We start from the raw sequence: 15,611 nt of genomic DNA, 5'->3' as shown, positions 1-15,611 counted from the left end.
GGTCGCTTACAGTGTCGTCGGCCTCGAAAAACGCGGTTCTGGCGCATGTGCACCGCAAAAAAACGGCGCAGGTCCTGCCCTGGCAACGGGCGGCGCTGCTGGACAAGAGCGCGTCGGTTGCAGACGTCGTGGTCGCTGACAAAAGCCTGATGATGCGCGAAACCGGCGGATTGCCGCCTTTTCAGCGTAGCAGCCAGAGGTACGCGGCATGGCCATCAGTGTGTTCGACCTGTTCAAGATCGGTGTCGGCCCTTCAAGCTCGCACACCGTCGGCCCGATGCGCGCCGCAGCGCTGTTCGTGCAGGGGCTGCGCGAGCGCAACCTGCTGGCCCGAGTGCGGCGTATCGAGGTGCGCCTGTACGGCTCGCTGTCGGCCACCGGCATCGGTCACGGCAGTGACAACGCGGTGATCATGGGCCTGATGGGCGAATGGCCGGACGCCATCGACCCGGCGCAGATCGCCCCGCGCATCGCCACGCTGCGCGAAACCGACAGCCTGCTGCTGGACGGACGCTGGCCGGTCGGCTTCGTCTGGGCCCGCGACATGCGCCTGCTGGACGAGAACCTGCCGTACCACCCCAATGCCCTGACCCTGATCGCCGAGGGCGAGCAGGGCGAGCTGCACCGCGATACCTACTACTCGGTGGGCGGCGGCTTCGTGGTGGACGCGGCGCAGGCGGCCAGCGGTGTGCTGGACGCCGACACCACCGTGCTGCCCTACGACTTCAACAGTGCCGTGGAACTGCTGGATTTGTGCCGGCAGCACGACCTGCGCGTGTCGCAACTGATGCTGGAGAACGAAAAGGTGTGGCGCAGCGAGGCTGAAATCCGTGCCGGGCTCATGACCCTGTGGCGGGCCATGCAGGCCTGTGTCGAAAACGGCCTGCGCCACGAGGGCATCCTGCCGGGCGGGCTCAATGTGCGCCGCCGCGCGGCACGCCTGCACCGCAGCCTGCAGGAGCTGGGCAAGCCCAACGTGATCGGCTCCACCCTCAGTGCCATGGAGTGGGTCAACCTGTATGCGCTGGCGGTCAACGAGGAAAACGCCGCAGGCGGGCGCATGGTCACCGCCCCCACCAACGGCGCGGCAGGCATCATCCCGGCGGTGCTGCACTACTACATGCGCTTCAGCGACGAGGTCAGCGAAGCCAGCGTGGTGGACTTCTTTCTGGGCGCGGCGGCGGTGGGCATCCTGTGCAAGAAGAACGCGTCGATCTCCGGCGCCGAAGTCGGCTGCCAGGGCGAGGTCGGCTCGGCCTGCGCAATGGCGGCGGCGGGCCTGGCCGAAGTGCTCGGGGCCACCCCGGCGCAACTGGAGAACGCCGCCGAGATCGGTCTGGAACACAACCTGGGGCTGACCTGCGATCCGGTTGGCGGGCTGGTGCAGGTGCCGTGCATCGAGCGCAACGCGATTGCCGCGGTCAAGGCGATCAACGCCGCGCAGATGGCCTTGCGCGGTGACGGCGAGCACTTCATCTCCCTCGACCGGGTGATCCGCACCATGCGCGACACCGGCGCCGACATGCACGACAAGTACAAGGAAACCTCTCGCGGCGGGCTGGCGGTGAACGCCATCGAATGCTGAGGCGTGGCTGCGCCGTTTTGGACCATCGCTTTGAGCGTGCGCTGCGTTTTGGCGCGCCCCGGCCGATGGCGATTCACTGGCCACGCCACCCCTTCCAGCACGCGCGGTGACACCGCGCGTTGTCGTTTCTGGGCATCCTTCCCACAAGTGCTACCCAATTTCACAACGGGACTACAGACAGGCTTTGGCCCGGCCTTTTGCGTTTAAAAGCGACCCTGCGGGGGTGGGCGAACTAGACACATCGCGATGTCGTTTTCAGGTGTTGTTGAATGCGTATTCAAGTTTGGGCATGGCATTTGCGTTGGGTTTGGCAAAGCCCCTGCAATCGAACCGGGGCCATGACAAAAAGCCCGAGCCTGAGGCACACCCTGCATTGTGTGAGGAGAGATCGCGATGACGTCGTACAACTCCGCAACCCCAAACCAGAACCGCACCCCCCAATCCATCGGTTTCCTGCTGCTGGACAACTTCACGCTGATCTCCCTGGCCTCTGCGGTCGAGCCGCTGCGCATGGCCAACCAGTTGTCGGGTCGCGAGCTGTATCGCTGGAGCACCCTGAGCGTGGATGGCGGTCAGGTGTGGGCCAGCGACGGCCTGCAGATCACTCCTGATTCGGCGATGCACGCGGCGCCGGCGATGGACACCGTGATCGTGTGTGGCGGCATCGGCATCCAGCGCACCGTGACCCGTGAACACGTGACCTGGCTGCAGAGCCAGGCCCGCCCGTCGCGTCGGCTGGGGGCGGTGTGTACCGGCAGCTGGGCGCTGGCCTGTGCGGGGCTGCTCGATGGCTTCGATTGCAGCGTGCACTGGGAGTGCCTGGCCGCGATGCAGGAGGCCTTCCCGCGGGTGAGCATGAGCACGCGCCTGTTTACCCTGGACCGCAACCGCTTCACCAGCTCGGGCGGCACCGCGCCGCTGGACATGATGCTGCACCTGATCAGCCGCGATCATGGCCGCGAGCTGTCGGCGGCGATCTCGGAGATGTTCGTGTACGAGCGTATCCGCAACGAGCAGGACCACCAGCGCGTGCCGCTCAAGCACATGCTCGGTACCAACCAGCCCAAGCTGCAGGAAATCGTGGCGCTGATGGAGGCCAACCTCGAAGAGCCGATCGACCTGGACGAACTGGCGGTGTACGTGGCGGTGTCGCGGCGCCAGCTGGAGCGGTTGTTCCAGAAGTACCTGCATTGTTCGCCGTCGCGCTACTACCTGAAGCTGCGGCTGATTCGTGCGCGCCAGCTGCTCAAGCAGACGCCGATGTCGATCATCGAGGTGGCATCGGTGTGCGGGTTCGTGTCCACGCCGCACTTTTCCAAGTGCTACCGGGAATACTTCGGGATACCGCCGCGTGATGAGCGGGTAGGCTCGAACACGGCCCAGCAGGTGGCGATGATGCCGCTGCCGCAGGCGCTGGTGCTGTCGCCGCTGGCCGGGCCGATGTCGGCGCTGAGTCAGGCGCGCAATGAGTCGACGTTTGCCAGTGTGAGGCTGTAGACCAGGCCGACCGCATCGCGGGTCAAGCCCGCTCCCACCGGTACATCGCTGCTCTGAAGGGCAGTGAAGCGCCTGTGGGAGCGGGCTTGGCCCGCGATACGGTCAACCGTGAAGGCTTTTGTGGTTCGGCAGCGCCGGCAGCAACTGCTTGTCGATCGCCTGGCGCACCGCCGGGAGGATCGTCGCGCTGCCGGTGTACAACTGCTCCACCAGGCCGCGCAGGGCCCGGGCGCGTTCTGCGCTCAAGCCGCGTACCGCACATTCGCAGGCCTGCTCGGCGCTAGCGCCGGCAGGCATCTCGAAGCCCAGGGCGCGCAGTTGGCCCAGCAGGTCGTCCTGATCGATCAAATCGGCGTGCATCATGGCGGTTGTCCTTGTTCGAGGCGAAGGGTGCCCCGATTCTGGGAGCGCTGCGCGGTGGCGACAAGGGGCATGGCCGGCATACCTATGAACAGGTCGTTTTTGGCTAGATCAGTGACGTGCGCAGGCGCCCTCAGCCGCGCTTGAGCAGCGCCGCACAGGCGCTCTTGTAGGCCTCATGCTGATACTTGTTCAGCGTTCCCGGCAACTCGAGATTGTGCTTCTTGGCCTGGGCGCTGACGGTCTGCGGCGACACCAGCTCCACCGTGCAGTTGTCCAGCAACTGCAGCACGCCCTCGATCTTGAAGGTGGTCGGGCCGCCGGCAAAGTCGCCTTTCTTGCTGCGCTTCTTGATCGCCAGTTGCCCGATGCCATGCTCGCTGACAAAGGCTCTGACCTGTGTGGCGAATGCCTTTACCTGGGCGGCATCCTCGTCATCCTCCAGGCCGATCTTCTTGGTGGCCACGCCAACGTGCACGGGCTGGCCGGCGTCCAGGCTGGCCACGGCCAGCAGGGCTTCGCTGCCCTTGATTTCGATGCCGCAGATTTTCATGGGGTGCCTCAATCGGAGTTTTGCAGGCCAAGGGACTGCAGGTATTCGGAGCGGTCGTCGCTGCGTTGCGCCAGGCAGGTGTTCAGTGCGGCGTCGTACTCCTTGCCCGGTGTGCTGTCGAAGGTCTCGACCTTGCAGTCGGCGTCGCGTACTTGCTTCCACAGGTTCTGGGCGGCGTTCAGGCGGTTGCTCAGTTCGGTGATCTTCGCACCCTGGCCGGCATACTGTTCCTTGATGCGTTCGAGCAGGTCGCCGAAGGCGGCGTTCAGCTCGCGTTCGGCGACCGTACGGCTGTAGGCGGCGCAGGCGTAGTTCTGCTGGGCCGTCTCGACGTTGTCGCACGGGGTGGGAGCGTCACTTTCCTCGGCGTGCACGGCAAAGGCCAACGGCGCCAGCAGCAGCCATACCATCGATTTCATCAGCGACATCCTCGCAACCGGTGTGTGGAAGGTGGGGGTCGATTCTCGCTCAGTGCCAGGCTAAATGACAGAGACCCGTCGCCCGACGCTAAGCGGTTTCATTCAGGTCCTCCCAGCCTCGATGAAACTGGTCGAAAAGATCGGCGTACATCTTGCCCAAGGGGTACTCCCTGTACTCCGAGCGCTCGAAACGCAACAGGCGGGTACGCAGCGTTACCTGCTCCAGGTCCAGGTGTTCGCCCGGGTCCCAGCGGCTGGCCGTGTTCAGGTTGCTCAACAGGGCCTCGATAGCGAATTGGGCGGCGATGAAATTGATGCCTTCCTTGCTGAACCGGGCATAACGCTGGCGCAGGGCAAACAGCGAGACGCTGTTGCGGGTCAGGTCACAATCGGCACGGGGCTGCAGTTCTACGCACAGCGAGCCCTGGATGGCATCAAACGCCATGAGCACCGAAACAAAGTCGTGTTCCGGGTGGTAGCACTCGAAGTTGACGGACTCCTGGTCGAAATAAGGGTGCAAGTGCTTGTGGAGGAAGAAGTCCGCTTCGCCTTTGAGCGACGAGTTGCACGCGTAGCAACTGGGGATGAGATTGGCGAGGGTCAGGCCCAGGTGCGGGTAAAGCGCCTTGGGATAAAAGTGGTCGAGCGTTGGACGCATCGCCCCCTTGCCGTCCCTGAACAGGGTGTGCGCATAGTTGTAGTTGCAGTACGGGCAGGTGGCGAGTTGCGAGCTGGCACACAAGGCGTAGGCGTCCCAGTGGTCAGGCATGGGCTTTCGGGGTTTGGCACTGAACGTGTCGTAATTGAACACGCGCGTGAGGTCGCTGAGCAGATCGGCGTAGACCTCATCCGTCATGAACTGCCGACAGTCCAGCAACTCATGAATGGACCATTCCATTTGCGCGCGGCTGTCCGAGAGGATGGCCTTTTCGACATCAGCCACAAAGGTGCGGCTGTACCAGTTCTTTGCCTTGGGACGATCGTTGTTGACGAACGCCGTAATCCGTTCCTGCAGGTACTGCGTATGCCGCGGCCTTGCCGCACGCCAGTTGTCGGGCATGGAAATGATCATTGGCTTTGGTGCTCTGTGTGCGGCACCAGGCGCTGCAGTTCGCGCTGGATGATCGGGTCGTCCACCACCGATATCAGGTACTTCTCCTGAGGGCCATATGTGCCGGCTTTCAGCGCGGCAATCGCGGCATTGATCCGGCGCACGGCGAATTCGCCGATAGTGACAGCGCCGAAGGAGCGGTTGAGGATGGCGTGCAGCGGTGCGGCAAAGGAGGGCGAGGTGGTGTCGGGCTCGATGAAGTCATCGTTGCTCGCGGCCCGGCCTTTGTTTTGCGCGTGGTCCTCCAGGTTCAACTGGCACACAAATTCGCCGGGCACATCGGAAGCCAGCAGCGGGGAATGGGAGGCGATGATCAATTGCAGGAGGGTCAGTCCGAAGGTGTGCTTGCACTCGCTGAGAAATTTGTTCATTTGCCAGATGTACTTGCGTTGCCACGCCAGGTGCAAAAAGGCGTCGCCTTCATCGATCAGCACCAGCAGTTTGGTGATCGGCTCGCGCGGGGAGGCGCGGTTGCCGGCTGGCGGCGCGGCCAGGCGCTTGATCGCTTCGTACAGGGAAATGATCTGGTTGAAGATCGCCCATTGGCCGGAGCTCATGCCAGGCAGGACCATTTCGAACGGTCCTTCCCGATCCGAGGCAAAATGCAGGCGCTCCTGCTCATTGGTCAAGGCGTACTGGTACACGCCACGTGGGCCTTTTTCGAATGCGAAGTTGTCCAGGCGTTCGAGGATGTACCTGAACAGGCGGCGGCTTCCCACGTGTTTCTTTTGTTGCAAGGTGCCAGGGTCAATGTGCTGGAAGTAGCTTGAGGGCAAGTGTTCGTCGATCAGCGCGATGTAGCTCAGAATGTCGTAGTTCTGTTTCTGCATGTGGTGGAACGTGGCGCAGAGTGCCGTCAGGACGTTTGATGCCGCGGGCTCCCTCGTGCGCAGGTCGTCCAGCACATAGCCACTCAGAAGGCTAAGTTCACGCTTGTACTGATTCTGCAGGTACGTCAGCTCGCGCTGATCGCCGTTGAAGTCGGAAAACCGCTCCAGGCGCGCCTTCAGATCGCGTATCGATCGCAGCTGCGGCTGGTGGCGCTTGCTGGCATAGCGGCCCTTTTCATCCTCCACCAGTGCCAAGGCCAGAAAATCACCGACCTTTTTTTCATCTGCACGCAATTTGACCAGCAGGTTTATCTTCAGCCCGAAGCTCTCGATGATTTCGCGGTGTTCATACAGTTGAAGCAGATCCTGCTCCCGACGCTGTGATGCATCCACAAAGTGCTTCTGCGCGCGAAAGGCGATCCGGTTCTGCACCGGCGTGTAATACACAACGCCCCAGTCCTGAGGCTTGCGCTGATCGACATAGTTGAACACCAGTTGGCAGTCACTGCCGAAATCCGGCAGCCTGCGGCTGGCGAACTGCTCTACCGTGCGCTGCAGAAAGCGGCTCTTGCCCGACCCGTTGGGCCCGATGATCAGCGACACCGAATCAATGTCGAACAGGTTGAAGCTTTCCCGCGTGCGCAGGTGAAGGACGTGGCCGTCCTGTTCGATCGACGTCAGCATGGTCTGGCATTCCTTGTCTGAACACGACGCCGGGCGGGCGTCGGGCAAACCGCTATTTGAGCCGATTCTTGCGCGTCGCGAAAGCGGCCAACGGCCAATGGCCATGCCGGCCTTTGTCGCACCTTGACGTTTTCGGCAATTCCCCTGTCGTTTTTGCATCCTGGCGACCTGGCGCCTAGGCATATGCTGGCCCCAAAGCGCCGGCAGACGATTCGGCGCCGCAACGTCATACAAGGGGACAGCCTGATGAGCCCGGCCGAATTGCACGCAGACAGCATCGTTATCGACGGGCTGATCATCGCCAAGTGGAACCGCGAGCTGTTCGAGGACATGCGCAAGGGCGGCCTCACCGCCGCCAACTGCACTGTCTCGGTGTGGGAGGGCTTTCAGGCCACCATCAACAGCATCGTCGCCAGCCAGAAGCTGATTCGCGAAAACAGCGACCTGGTACTGCCGGTACGCACCACCGCCGACATCCGCAAGGCCAAGGAGCAGGGCAAGACCGGCATCCTCTTCGGCTTTCAGAACGCCCATGCCTTCGAGGACCAGCTCGGCTACGTGGAGATCTTCAAGCAGCTGGGCGTGGGCATCGTGCAGATGTGCTACAACACCCAGAACCTGGTGGGTACCGGCTGCTATGAGCGCGACGGCGGGTTGTCCGGCTTCGGTCGCGAAATCGTCGCCGAGATGAACCGCGTGGGGGTCATGTGCGACCTGTCCCACGTCGGCTCCCGAACCAGCGAGGAAGTCATCCTCGAATCGAAAAAACCGGTGTGCTATTCCCACTGCCTGCCCTCCGGGCTCAAGGAGCACCCGCGCAACAAGTCCGATGCCGAGTTGAAGTTCATCGCCGACCATGGCGGCTTTGTCGGCGTGACCATGTTCGCGCCGTTTCTGGCCAAGGGTATCGACGCGACCATCGACGACTACGCCGAGGCCATCGAATACACCATGAACCTGGTGGGTGAAGACGCCATCGGCATCGGCACCGACTTCACCCAGGGCCACGGCCAGGACTTCTTCGAGTACCTGACCCACGACAAGGGCTATGCGCGCCGCCTCACCAGCTTCGGCAAGATCATCAACCCGCTGGGCATCCGCACCGTTGGTGAATTTCCCAACCTCACCGAAACCCTGCTCAAGCGCGGCCACCCCGAGCGGGTGGTGCGCAAGATCATGGGCGAGAACTGGGTCAATGTCCTGAAAGACGTCTGGGGCGAGTAACCCCACGCCTCACCCAGCCGCATCCTTTTTCTTTTATGGAGTTCAGTTTCCATGGCCAAGATCGCCCCGCAATTGCCCATCGAAGTCGACAGCGAAACCGGTGTGTGGACCAGCGACGCGCTGCCGATGCTGTACGTGCCGCGGCATTTCTTCGTCAACAACCACATGGGCATCGAAGAGGTGCTGGGCGCCGACGCCTACGCCGAGATTCTGTACAAGGCCGGCTACAAGTCGGCCTGGCACTGGTGCGAGAAGGAGGCCGAATGCCACGGCCTGCAAGGCGTGGCGGTGTTCGAGCACTACATGAAGCGCCTGTCGCAACGCGGCTGGGGGCTGTTCACGATCCAGGACATCGACCTCGACAGGGGTACCGCCAGCGTCAGGCTCGAACACTCGGCCTTCGTCTATGTGTACGGCAAGGTCGGGCGCAAGGTCGACTACATGTTCACCGGCTGGTTCGCCGGCGCCATGGACCAGATCCTGGCGGCCCGCGGCAGCCCCCTTCGCACGGTCGCCGAGCAGGTCTACGGCGGTTCGGAACACGGCCACGACGACGGCCTGTTCATCGTCAAGCCCCTGTAAGTCGAGGAACCCGCCATGGCTTTCGAAGCAATGTTCCAGCCGCTGCAGATCGGCAAGCTGACCATCCGCAACCGGGTACTGAGCACCGCACACGCCGAGGTGTACGCCACCGACGGCGGCATGACCACCGAGCGCTACGTGAAGTACTACGAAGAGAAGGCCAAAGGCGGTATCGGCCTGGCCATCTGCGGTGGTTCGTCGGTAGTGGCCATCGACAGCCCGCAGCAGTGGTGGGCCTCGGTCAACCTGGCCACCGACCGCATCATCCCGCACTTCAAGAACCTGGCCGACGCCATGCACAAGCACGGCGCCAAGATCATGATCCAGATTACCCACATGGGCCGGCGCTCGCGCTGGGACGGCTATCACTGGCCGACCCTGATGTCGCCCTCGGGCATCCGCGAACCGGTGCACCGCGCCACCTGCAAGACCATCGAGCCGGAGGAGATCTGGCGCGTGATCGGCAACTACGCGCAGGCCGCGCGCCGCGCCAAGGAAGGCGGGCTGGACGGGGTGGAACTGTCGGCAGTGCACCAGCACATGATCGACCAGTTCTGGAGCCCGCGGGTCAACAAGCGCACCGATGAATGGGGCGGCAGCTTCGAGAACCGCATGCGCTTCGGCCTGGAAGTGCTCAAGGCGGTGCGCGAGGAAGTCGGCCCCGACTTCTGCGTGGGCATGCGCATCTGCGGCGACGAGTTCCACCCCGACGGCCTCAGCCACGAGGACATGAAGGAGATCGCCAGGTACTACGACGCCACCGGCATGCTGGACTTCTTCGGCGTGATCGGCTCGGGCTGCGACACCCACAACACCCTGGCCAACGTGATCCCCAACATGAGCTTCCCGCCCGAGCCGTTCCTGCACCTGGCGGCGGGCATCAAGGAGGTGGTGAGCGTGCCGGTGATGCACGCGCAGAACATCAAGGACCCCAACCAGGCCACGCGCATTCTGGAGGGCGGCTACGTGGACATGGTCGGCATGACTCGCGCGCACATCGCCGACCCGCACCTGATCGCCAAGATCAAGATGGGCCAGATCGACCAGATCAAGCAGTGCGTGGGCGCCAACTACTGCATCGACCGCCAGTACCAGGGCCTGGACGTGCTGTGCATCCAGAACGCCGCCACTTCGCGGGAATACATGGGCGTGCCGCACATCATCGAGAAATCCACCGGCCCCAGACGCAAGGTGGTGGTGGTCGGTGCCGGCCCGGCCGGCATGGAGGCGGCGCGGGTGGCGGCCGAGCGCGGGCATGACGTGACCCTGTTCGAGAAGAAGGAGGCGATCGGCGGGCAGATCAGCATCGCCGCCAAGGCTCCGCAACGCGACCAGATCGCCGGCATCACGCGCTGGTACCAGCTGGAGCTGGCGCGGCTGAAGGTCGACCTGCGCCTGGGTACGGCGGCGGACGTCGACACCCTCATGGACCTGCGCCCCGACGTGGTGGTGCTGGCGGTGGGCGGGCACCCGTTCATCGAGCAGAACGAGCACTGGGGCGCGGCCGAGGGCCTGGTGGTCAGCAGCTGGGACGTGCTCGACGGCACGGTGGCGCCGGGCAAGACCGCGCTGGTGTACGACACCATCTGCGAATTCACCGGCATGTCGGTGGCGGATTTTCTGGCCGACAAGGGCAGCCAGGTGGAGATCGTCACCGACGACATCAAGCCGGGGGTGGCGATTGGCGGCACCTCGTTCCCCACCTACTACCGCAGCATGTACCCCAAGGAAGTGATCATGACCGGCGACCTGATGCTGGAGAAGGTCTACCGCGAGGGCGACAAGTTGGTGGCAGTGCTGGAGAACGAATACACCGGGGCACGGGAGGAGCGGGTGGTCGACCAGGTGGTGATCGAGAACGGTGTGCGCCCCGACGAGACCCTGTACTACGCACTCAAGGAGGGCTCGCGCAACAAGGGCCAGATCGATGTGGAGGCGCTGTTCGCGATTGAGCCGCAGCCGATATTGAGCCAGCCGGGGGAGGGGTACCTGCTGTACCGGATCGGCGATTGCGTGGCGCAGCGCAACACCCATGCGGCGATCTACGACGCCTTGCGCCTGTGCAAGGATTTCTGATCGTTCACTGCCCTTTCTTTCTGTAGGAGCCAGCCTTGCTGGCGAAGCGGCCACCGCGCAATCGACATGACACTGTGTCGTTGCATTCGCCGGCAACGCCGGCTCCTACAGGCAGATGTGCGATGTGCCCAGTCGGGAGCTTCCCATGTTGAACACCCTGCTACCCCTGCTGCTGTTCGCCGCCCTCGGCCTGGCCGTGCTCGGCGCGCTGCGGCGCGTGCGGATGTGGCGCCAAGGCCGGCCATCGCGGGTCGAGCTGCTCAAGGGCCTGCTGGCCATGCCACGCCGGTACATGGTCGACCTGCACCACGTGGTCGCCCGCGACAGGTACATGGCCAACACCCACGTCGCCACCGCCGGCGGCTTCGTGCTGGCCGCCGTACTGGCGATCCTGGTGCACGGTTTCGGCCTGCACAACCGCCTCCTCGGCTACGCCCTGCTGGTGGCCACCGCCTTGATGTTCGGCGGTGCGCTGTTCGTCTACAGGCGCCGGCTGAACCCGCCCGCGCGCCTGTCCAGAGGCCCGTGGATGCGCCTGCCGAAAAGCCTGCTGGTGTTTTCCGCCAGCTTCTTCATCGCCACCCTGCCGGTAGCCGGCATCCTGCCCGAAGGTACCGGTGGATGGGTGCTGGTGGCCTTGCTCGGGCTGGGCGTGCTGTGGGGTGTGAGCGAGCTGTTCTTCGGCATGACCTGGGGCGGGCCGATGAAGCACGCCTTCGCCGGTGCCCTGCACCTGGCCTGGCACCGGCGCGCCGAACGCTTCGGCGGCGGGCGCTCCACCGGGCTCAAGCCGCTGGATCTGCAAGACCCGAGCGCACCGCTGGGTGTGGAAAAACCCAGGGACTTCACCTGGAACCAGTTGCTTGGCTTCGACGCCTGCGTGCAATGCGGCAAATGCGAGGCCGCGTGCCCGGCGTTCGCCGCCGGCCAGCCACTGAACCCGAAAAAACTCATCCAGGACATGGTGGTGGGCCTGGCGGGTGGCACCGATGCGAAGTTTGCCGGCAGCCCGTACCCCGGCAAACCGCTCGGCGAGCACGGCGGCAACCCGCACCAGCCGATCGTCGACGGCCTGGTGGATGCCGACACGCTGTGGTCGTGCACCACCTGTCGGGCGTGCGTGGAAGAGTGCCCGATGATGATCGAGCACGTGGATGCGATCGTCGACATGCGTCGCCACCTGACCCTGGAAAAAGGCGCCACGCCGAACAAGGGCGCCGAGGTGCTGGACAACCTGATCGCCACCGACAACCCCGGCGGCTTCGCCCCGGGCGGGCGCATGAACTGGGCCGCCGACCTCGACCTCGAGGTGCTGGGCGAGGTGCACGGCACCGACGTGCTGTTGTGGGTGGGTGACGGCGCCTTCGACATGCGCAACCAGCGCACCCTGCGCGCCTTCGTCAAGGTGCTCAGGGCGGCCAATGTAGGCTTTGCCGTGCTTGGCCTGGAGGAACGCGACAGCGGTGACGTGGCCCGCCGGCTGGGCGACGAGGCCACCTTCCAGCAACTGGCCCGGCGCAATATCCGGACCCTGGCGCAGTACCGCTTCACGCGCATCGTCACCTGCGACCCGCACAGCTTCCATGTACTGAAGAACGAATACGGCGGGCTGGGCGGGCACTACCAGGTGCAGCATCACAGCAGCTTCATCGCCGAGTTGATCGCCGCCGGCCGCCTTGACCTGGCGCCGCACAAGGGCGCCAGCGTGACCTATCACGACCCGTGCTACCTGGGCCGCTACAACGGCGAGTACGAGGCGCCGCGCCAGGTGCTGCGCGCGCTGGGCATCGAGGTGCGCGAGATGGCGCGCTCCGGCTTTCGCTCGCGTTGCTGCGGCGGCGGCGGCGGTGCGCCGATCACCGACATTCCGGGCAAGCAGCGCATTCCCGACATGCGCATGCAGGACATCCGCGAGACCGCCGCCGAGGTGGTGGCCGTGGGCTGCCCGCAGTGCACCGCGATGCTCGAAGGCGTGGTCGAACCACGCCCGCAGATCAAGGACCTGGCCGAGCTGGTGGCCGACGCGCTGCGTGAAGCGACGGTTGCCAGCACGCCGGTAGCAAGCCAACCAGAACCTGCGCAGGTGGACCCATGAGCGACATCATCCGGCGTGACCCGCGTGCCGAGTGGATTGCACGCAACCGTCTGCACCCGCTGCACGCAGCCATGCAGGCCCAACAGACGCAGTGGATGGGGCCCAATGGCGTGCTGCGCAAGAACCCGCATGCGGTGGGTTTCATCGGCCCCAATGGGATCAAGCGCATCGATCGCAGCGGCGCCAGCCAGGGCGCTACGAGCAAGCGCAGCGCCGCCGCCGAGGTGCTGGTGCCGCTGCATCAGGTGCCGTTGCCGGCGTTCTACATCGTGGTGGTGCCGGACATGGTCGGCGGGCGCCTGAGCAGCCACGACCGGGATGTGCTCGGGCTGGCCCACGGCCTGGCCGGCAGCGACGGCGCGGTGCTGGCAGTGGTGTTTGGCGAGCACAAGGAAACCGCCTTCGGCACGTTCGGCGTCGACCGCCTGCTGCAGATCGACGGTGACGCGTTCGCAGGTTATGCACCGGAGCAGCGGGTGCAAGGCCTGCGGGCTGTGGATAACCAGTTCAACCCGCGCCACTGGCTGCTGCCCGACAGCCGCAGCGGTGGCGGCGAGCTGGGCCGGCGCCTTGCCGCGGCGCTGGGCGAGCGCCCGGCCACGCGAGTGTGGCAGGTCAAGGACGGGCTGTGCAGCGGGCGCGCCGGGGCTGGCCAGCAGGACCTGGTACGCGGGCTGGCGCGCCTGATCCTGGCGGCGGCCGAATGTGCGGAGCCGGTCAGCGAAACCCGCCATGAAGCCCTGCCGGTGGAGTTGTCCACAGGCGCGGCGCGCAGCCTGGCGCGTATCGAAGACCTCGGCCCGGTGCCGGTGGACCCGGCCACCATCGCCATGGCCGAGGCCGAATTCATCCTGTCGGGCGGCAACGGGGTCAAGGACTGGGCACTTTTCCACAGGGCCACCGCCGCGCTGGGGGCCACCGAAGGGGCCTCGCGGGTGGCGGTGGACGATGGCTTCATGCCGCGCAATCGCCAGGTGGGGGCCACCGGTACCTGGGTCACGGCGCGGGTGTATGTGGCTGTGGGTATCTCCGGGGCGATCCAGCATCTGCAGGGCATCGGTGCCTGCGACAAGGTGGTGGCGATCAACCTGGACCCCGGCTGCGACATGATCAAGCGTGCCGACCTGGCGGTCATCGGCGACAGCGCGGCGATTTTGCAGGCGCTGATCGAGGCTGTGGACAACTATCGCAACAGCGCCCGGCGCGATGCGGCCTGAGGGGGCATTCATGAACACCAAGGTCATCAGCCTGGTCTCGATCGGCGCCCACCCCACCTCGGGGCGCATGCGCCGCGCCGAACAGGATGCGCGGGCTGTGGAACTGGGGTTGCAACTGGCTGGGGATAACCTGCAGGTGCTGCATGCCGGCGACCCGCACGAGCCTGCGCTGCGCGCGTACCTGGGCATGGGGCTGGCGCAGCTGGACGTGTTGCAGCAGCCCGCAGGCGCCGATGTGCTGGGCGTGCTCGGTGACTACCTGCGCGAGGCGGGGGCGCAGTTGGTGCTGAGCGGCAGCCAGGCCGAAACCGGCGAAGGCTCGGGCATGCTGCCGTTTCTGCTGGCCGAGCGCCTGGGTTGGCCGCTGGTGGTGGGGCTAGCGCAGGTGGAATCCATCCACAATGGCGTGGCCCAGGTGCTGCAGGCCCTGCCACGGGGGCAGCGGCGTCGCCTGAGCGTGCGCCTGCCGATGCTCGCCACTGTGGATAACGCCGCGCCGGTGCCGCGCCAGAGCGCCTATGGGCCGGCGCAACGCGGGCTGTTGGCGGCCCATGAGGTGGCGGTGGTGGAGGACGAGTTATTCACAGATGCTGTATTGCAGCCGGCCAGACCCCGGCCCAAACGCCTCAAGGTAATCAAGGCCAAGAGCGGTGCCGACCGCATGAAAGCCGCCACGGCGAAGGCCAGTGGCGGCGGTGGACAGGTACTCAAGGGCGTGACCCCGAGCGAAGGCGCCGAGGCGATCCTGAAGCTGTTGGTGGAGGAGGGTGTGCTGCGCTGAAGGGTTGTGCACAAAGTCTGTTGGCGGTTCTGTGGATAAAGTGTTTGCCTATGGCTGCAGGCCACGTAATACGTGGCCTGCAGGCTATTGTTCAAATAGTGATCAATACACGCCGCGAATTTTTCGCGGTTTTTTCATGCCCGTCGTTCAGCGAGACGGCAGTTTTGCTCACAATCCTTGTTGGCGGCTCTGTGGATAATCTGTTCGGACATGGCTGCAGGCCACGTGGTTAAAGGTGTTCAGCTATTTGATCAAAAAACGCACAAAACCTCGTCAATCCACCGCGAAATACTCACGCGGCAGCGAAAATCGGGGGTTTCGGCGGTTTATCCACATGGGTTTTGCAAAGAGGGATACTTGCACACAAAGTCTGTTGGCGGCTTTGTGGATAAGGTGTTCGTGCAGTGCTGGGGGGCACGTATTCAAAGGCTTACAGAGGTTTGATCACTTTTTGATCTATTGCACGCTGTGGATTGAAGGGCGCTGGGCGGAAGTTTTCCACAAGGGTTGCCCACAATTGCTGTGGGTGTGGCTGTGGATAAAGTGTTGGTGGAGTAGGTATGGGGCAGTAGGGGCTGGGGTTTGCGGGGGTTGGTC

Annotated in this window: 13 protein-coding genes; 8 read left to right on the top strand and 5 right to left on the bottom strand. The window is 64.4% G+C overall.

Annotated features, from left to right (window positions below):
• Positions 1 to 208 precede the first annotated feature (208 nt).
• The gene (locus MF6396_RS23485; protein WP_054916697.1) at positions 209 to 1,585 is read left to right on the top strand and encodes an L-serine ammonia-lyase; all 1,377 of its coding nucleotides are present in this window, start codon (positions 209 to 211) and stop codon (positions 1,583 to 1,585) included.
• A 393-nt stretch (positions 1,586 to 1,978) separates the two neighbouring features.
• Entirely contained in the window at positions 1,979 to 3,082 is a 1,104-nt protein-coding gene (locus MF6396_RS23480; protein WP_078481678.1) for a GlxA family transcriptional regulator, read from the top strand.
• A gap of 102 nt (positions 3,083 to 3,184) precedes the next feature.
• On the opposite strand, the gene MF6396_RS23475 is transcribed toward MF6396_RS23480, so the two are convergent.
• The 5 genes from MF6396_RS23475 to MF6396_RS23455 all read right to left on the bottom strand — a co-directional run bounded on the left by MF6396_RS23475 (position 3,185) and on the right by MF6396_RS23455 (position 7,039).
• The gene (locus MF6396_RS23475) at positions 3,185 to 3,445 is read right to left on the bottom strand and encodes a hypothetical protein (RefSeq protein WP_078481677.1); all 261 of its coding nucleotides are present in this window, start codon (positions 3,443 to 3,445) and stop codon (positions 3,185 to 3,187) included.
• A 130-nt stretch (positions 3,446 to 3,575) separates the two neighbouring features.
• Positions 3,576 to 3,995: a DUF3010 family protein gene (locus MF6396_RS23470; protein ID WP_078481676.1), complete on the bottom strand. Its 420-nt coding sequence runs from the start codon at positions 3,993 to 3,995 to the stop codon at positions 3,576 to 3,578.
• 8 nt (positions 3,996 to 4,003) lie between these two features.
• Entirely contained in the window at positions 4,004 to 4,414 is a 411-nt protein-coding gene (locus tag MF6396_RS23465) for a lysozyme inhibitor LprI family protein (RefSeq protein ID WP_054916696.1), read from the bottom strand.
• A gap of 88 nt (positions 4,415 to 4,502) precedes the next feature.
• Positions 4,503 to 5,474, bottom strand: coding sequence for a hypothetical protein (locus tag MF6396_RS23460; protein WP_078481675.1), 972 nt, complete (start codon positions 5,472 to 5,474; stop codon positions 4,503 to 4,505).
• Between the two features lie 8 nt (positions 5,475 to 5,482).
• On the bottom strand, positions 5,483 to 7,039 hold the full coding sequence (locus tag MF6396_RS23455) for an AAA family ATPase (protein ID WP_054916694.1): 1,557 nt from the start codon (positions 7,037 to 7,039) through the stop codon (positions 5,483 to 5,485).
• Between the two features lie 246 nt (positions 7,040 to 7,285).
• On the opposite strand from MF6396_RS23455, the gene MF6396_RS23450 reads away from it, so the two are divergent.
• From MF6396_RS23450 to etfB, 6 genes are all read left to right on the top strand, one after another.
• Positions 7,286 to 8,263 (top strand): dipeptidase, encoded by a 978-nt coding sequence (locus MF6396_RS23450; RefSeq protein ID WP_043860376.1) that lies wholly within the window; start codon positions 7,286 to 7,288, stop codon positions 8,261 to 8,263.
• A 51-nt stretch (positions 8,264 to 8,314) separates the two neighbouring features.
• Entirely contained in the window at positions 8,315 to 8,845 is a 531-nt protein-coding gene (locus MF6396_RS23445) for a 4-vinyl reductase (RefSeq protein ID WP_054916693.1), read from the top strand.
• A 15-nt stretch (positions 8,846 to 8,860) separates the two neighbouring features.
• Positions 8,861 to 10,921, top strand: coding sequence for a dimethylglycine demethylation protein DgcA (gene dgcA / locus MF6396_RS23440; RefSeq protein WP_054916692.1), 2,061 nt, complete (start codon positions 8,861 to 8,863; stop codon positions 10,919 to 10,921).
• Positions 10,922 to 11,066: 145 nt separating this feature from the next.
• Positions 11,067 to 13,016, top strand: coding sequence for a dimethylglycine demethylation protein DgcB (gene dgcB, locus MF6396_RS23435; protein ID WP_078481673.1), 1,950 nt, complete (start codon positions 11,067 to 11,069; stop codon positions 13,014 to 13,016).
• Positions 13,013 to 14,233 (top strand): electron transfer flavoprotein subunit alpha, encoded by a 1,221-nt coding sequence (gene etfA / locus MF6396_RS23430; protein ID WP_043860355.1) that lies wholly within the window; start codon positions 13,013 to 13,015, stop codon positions 14,231 to 14,233. Before dgcB ends, etfA begins: the two co-directional genes overlap by 4 nt.
• 10 nt (positions 14,234 to 14,243) lie before the next feature.
• Entirely contained in the window at positions 14,244 to 15,014 is a 771-nt protein-coding gene (gene etfB, locus MF6396_RS23425; protein WP_043860354.1) for an electron transfer flavoprotein subunit beta, read from the top strand.
• Positions 15,015 to 15,611 lie beyond the last annotated feature (597 nt).

This window comes from Pseudomonas sp. MF6396 (genome assembly GCF_002018915.1).
In the GTDB taxonomy this organism is placed as follows: domain Bacteria; phylum Pseudomonadota; class Gammaproteobacteria; order Pseudomonadales; family Pseudomonadaceae; genus Aquipseudomonas; species Aquipseudomonas palmensis.
The sequence above is the reverse complement of the archived record's forward strand: the minus strand, read 5'-3'. Positions and strand labels throughout refer to the sequence as shown.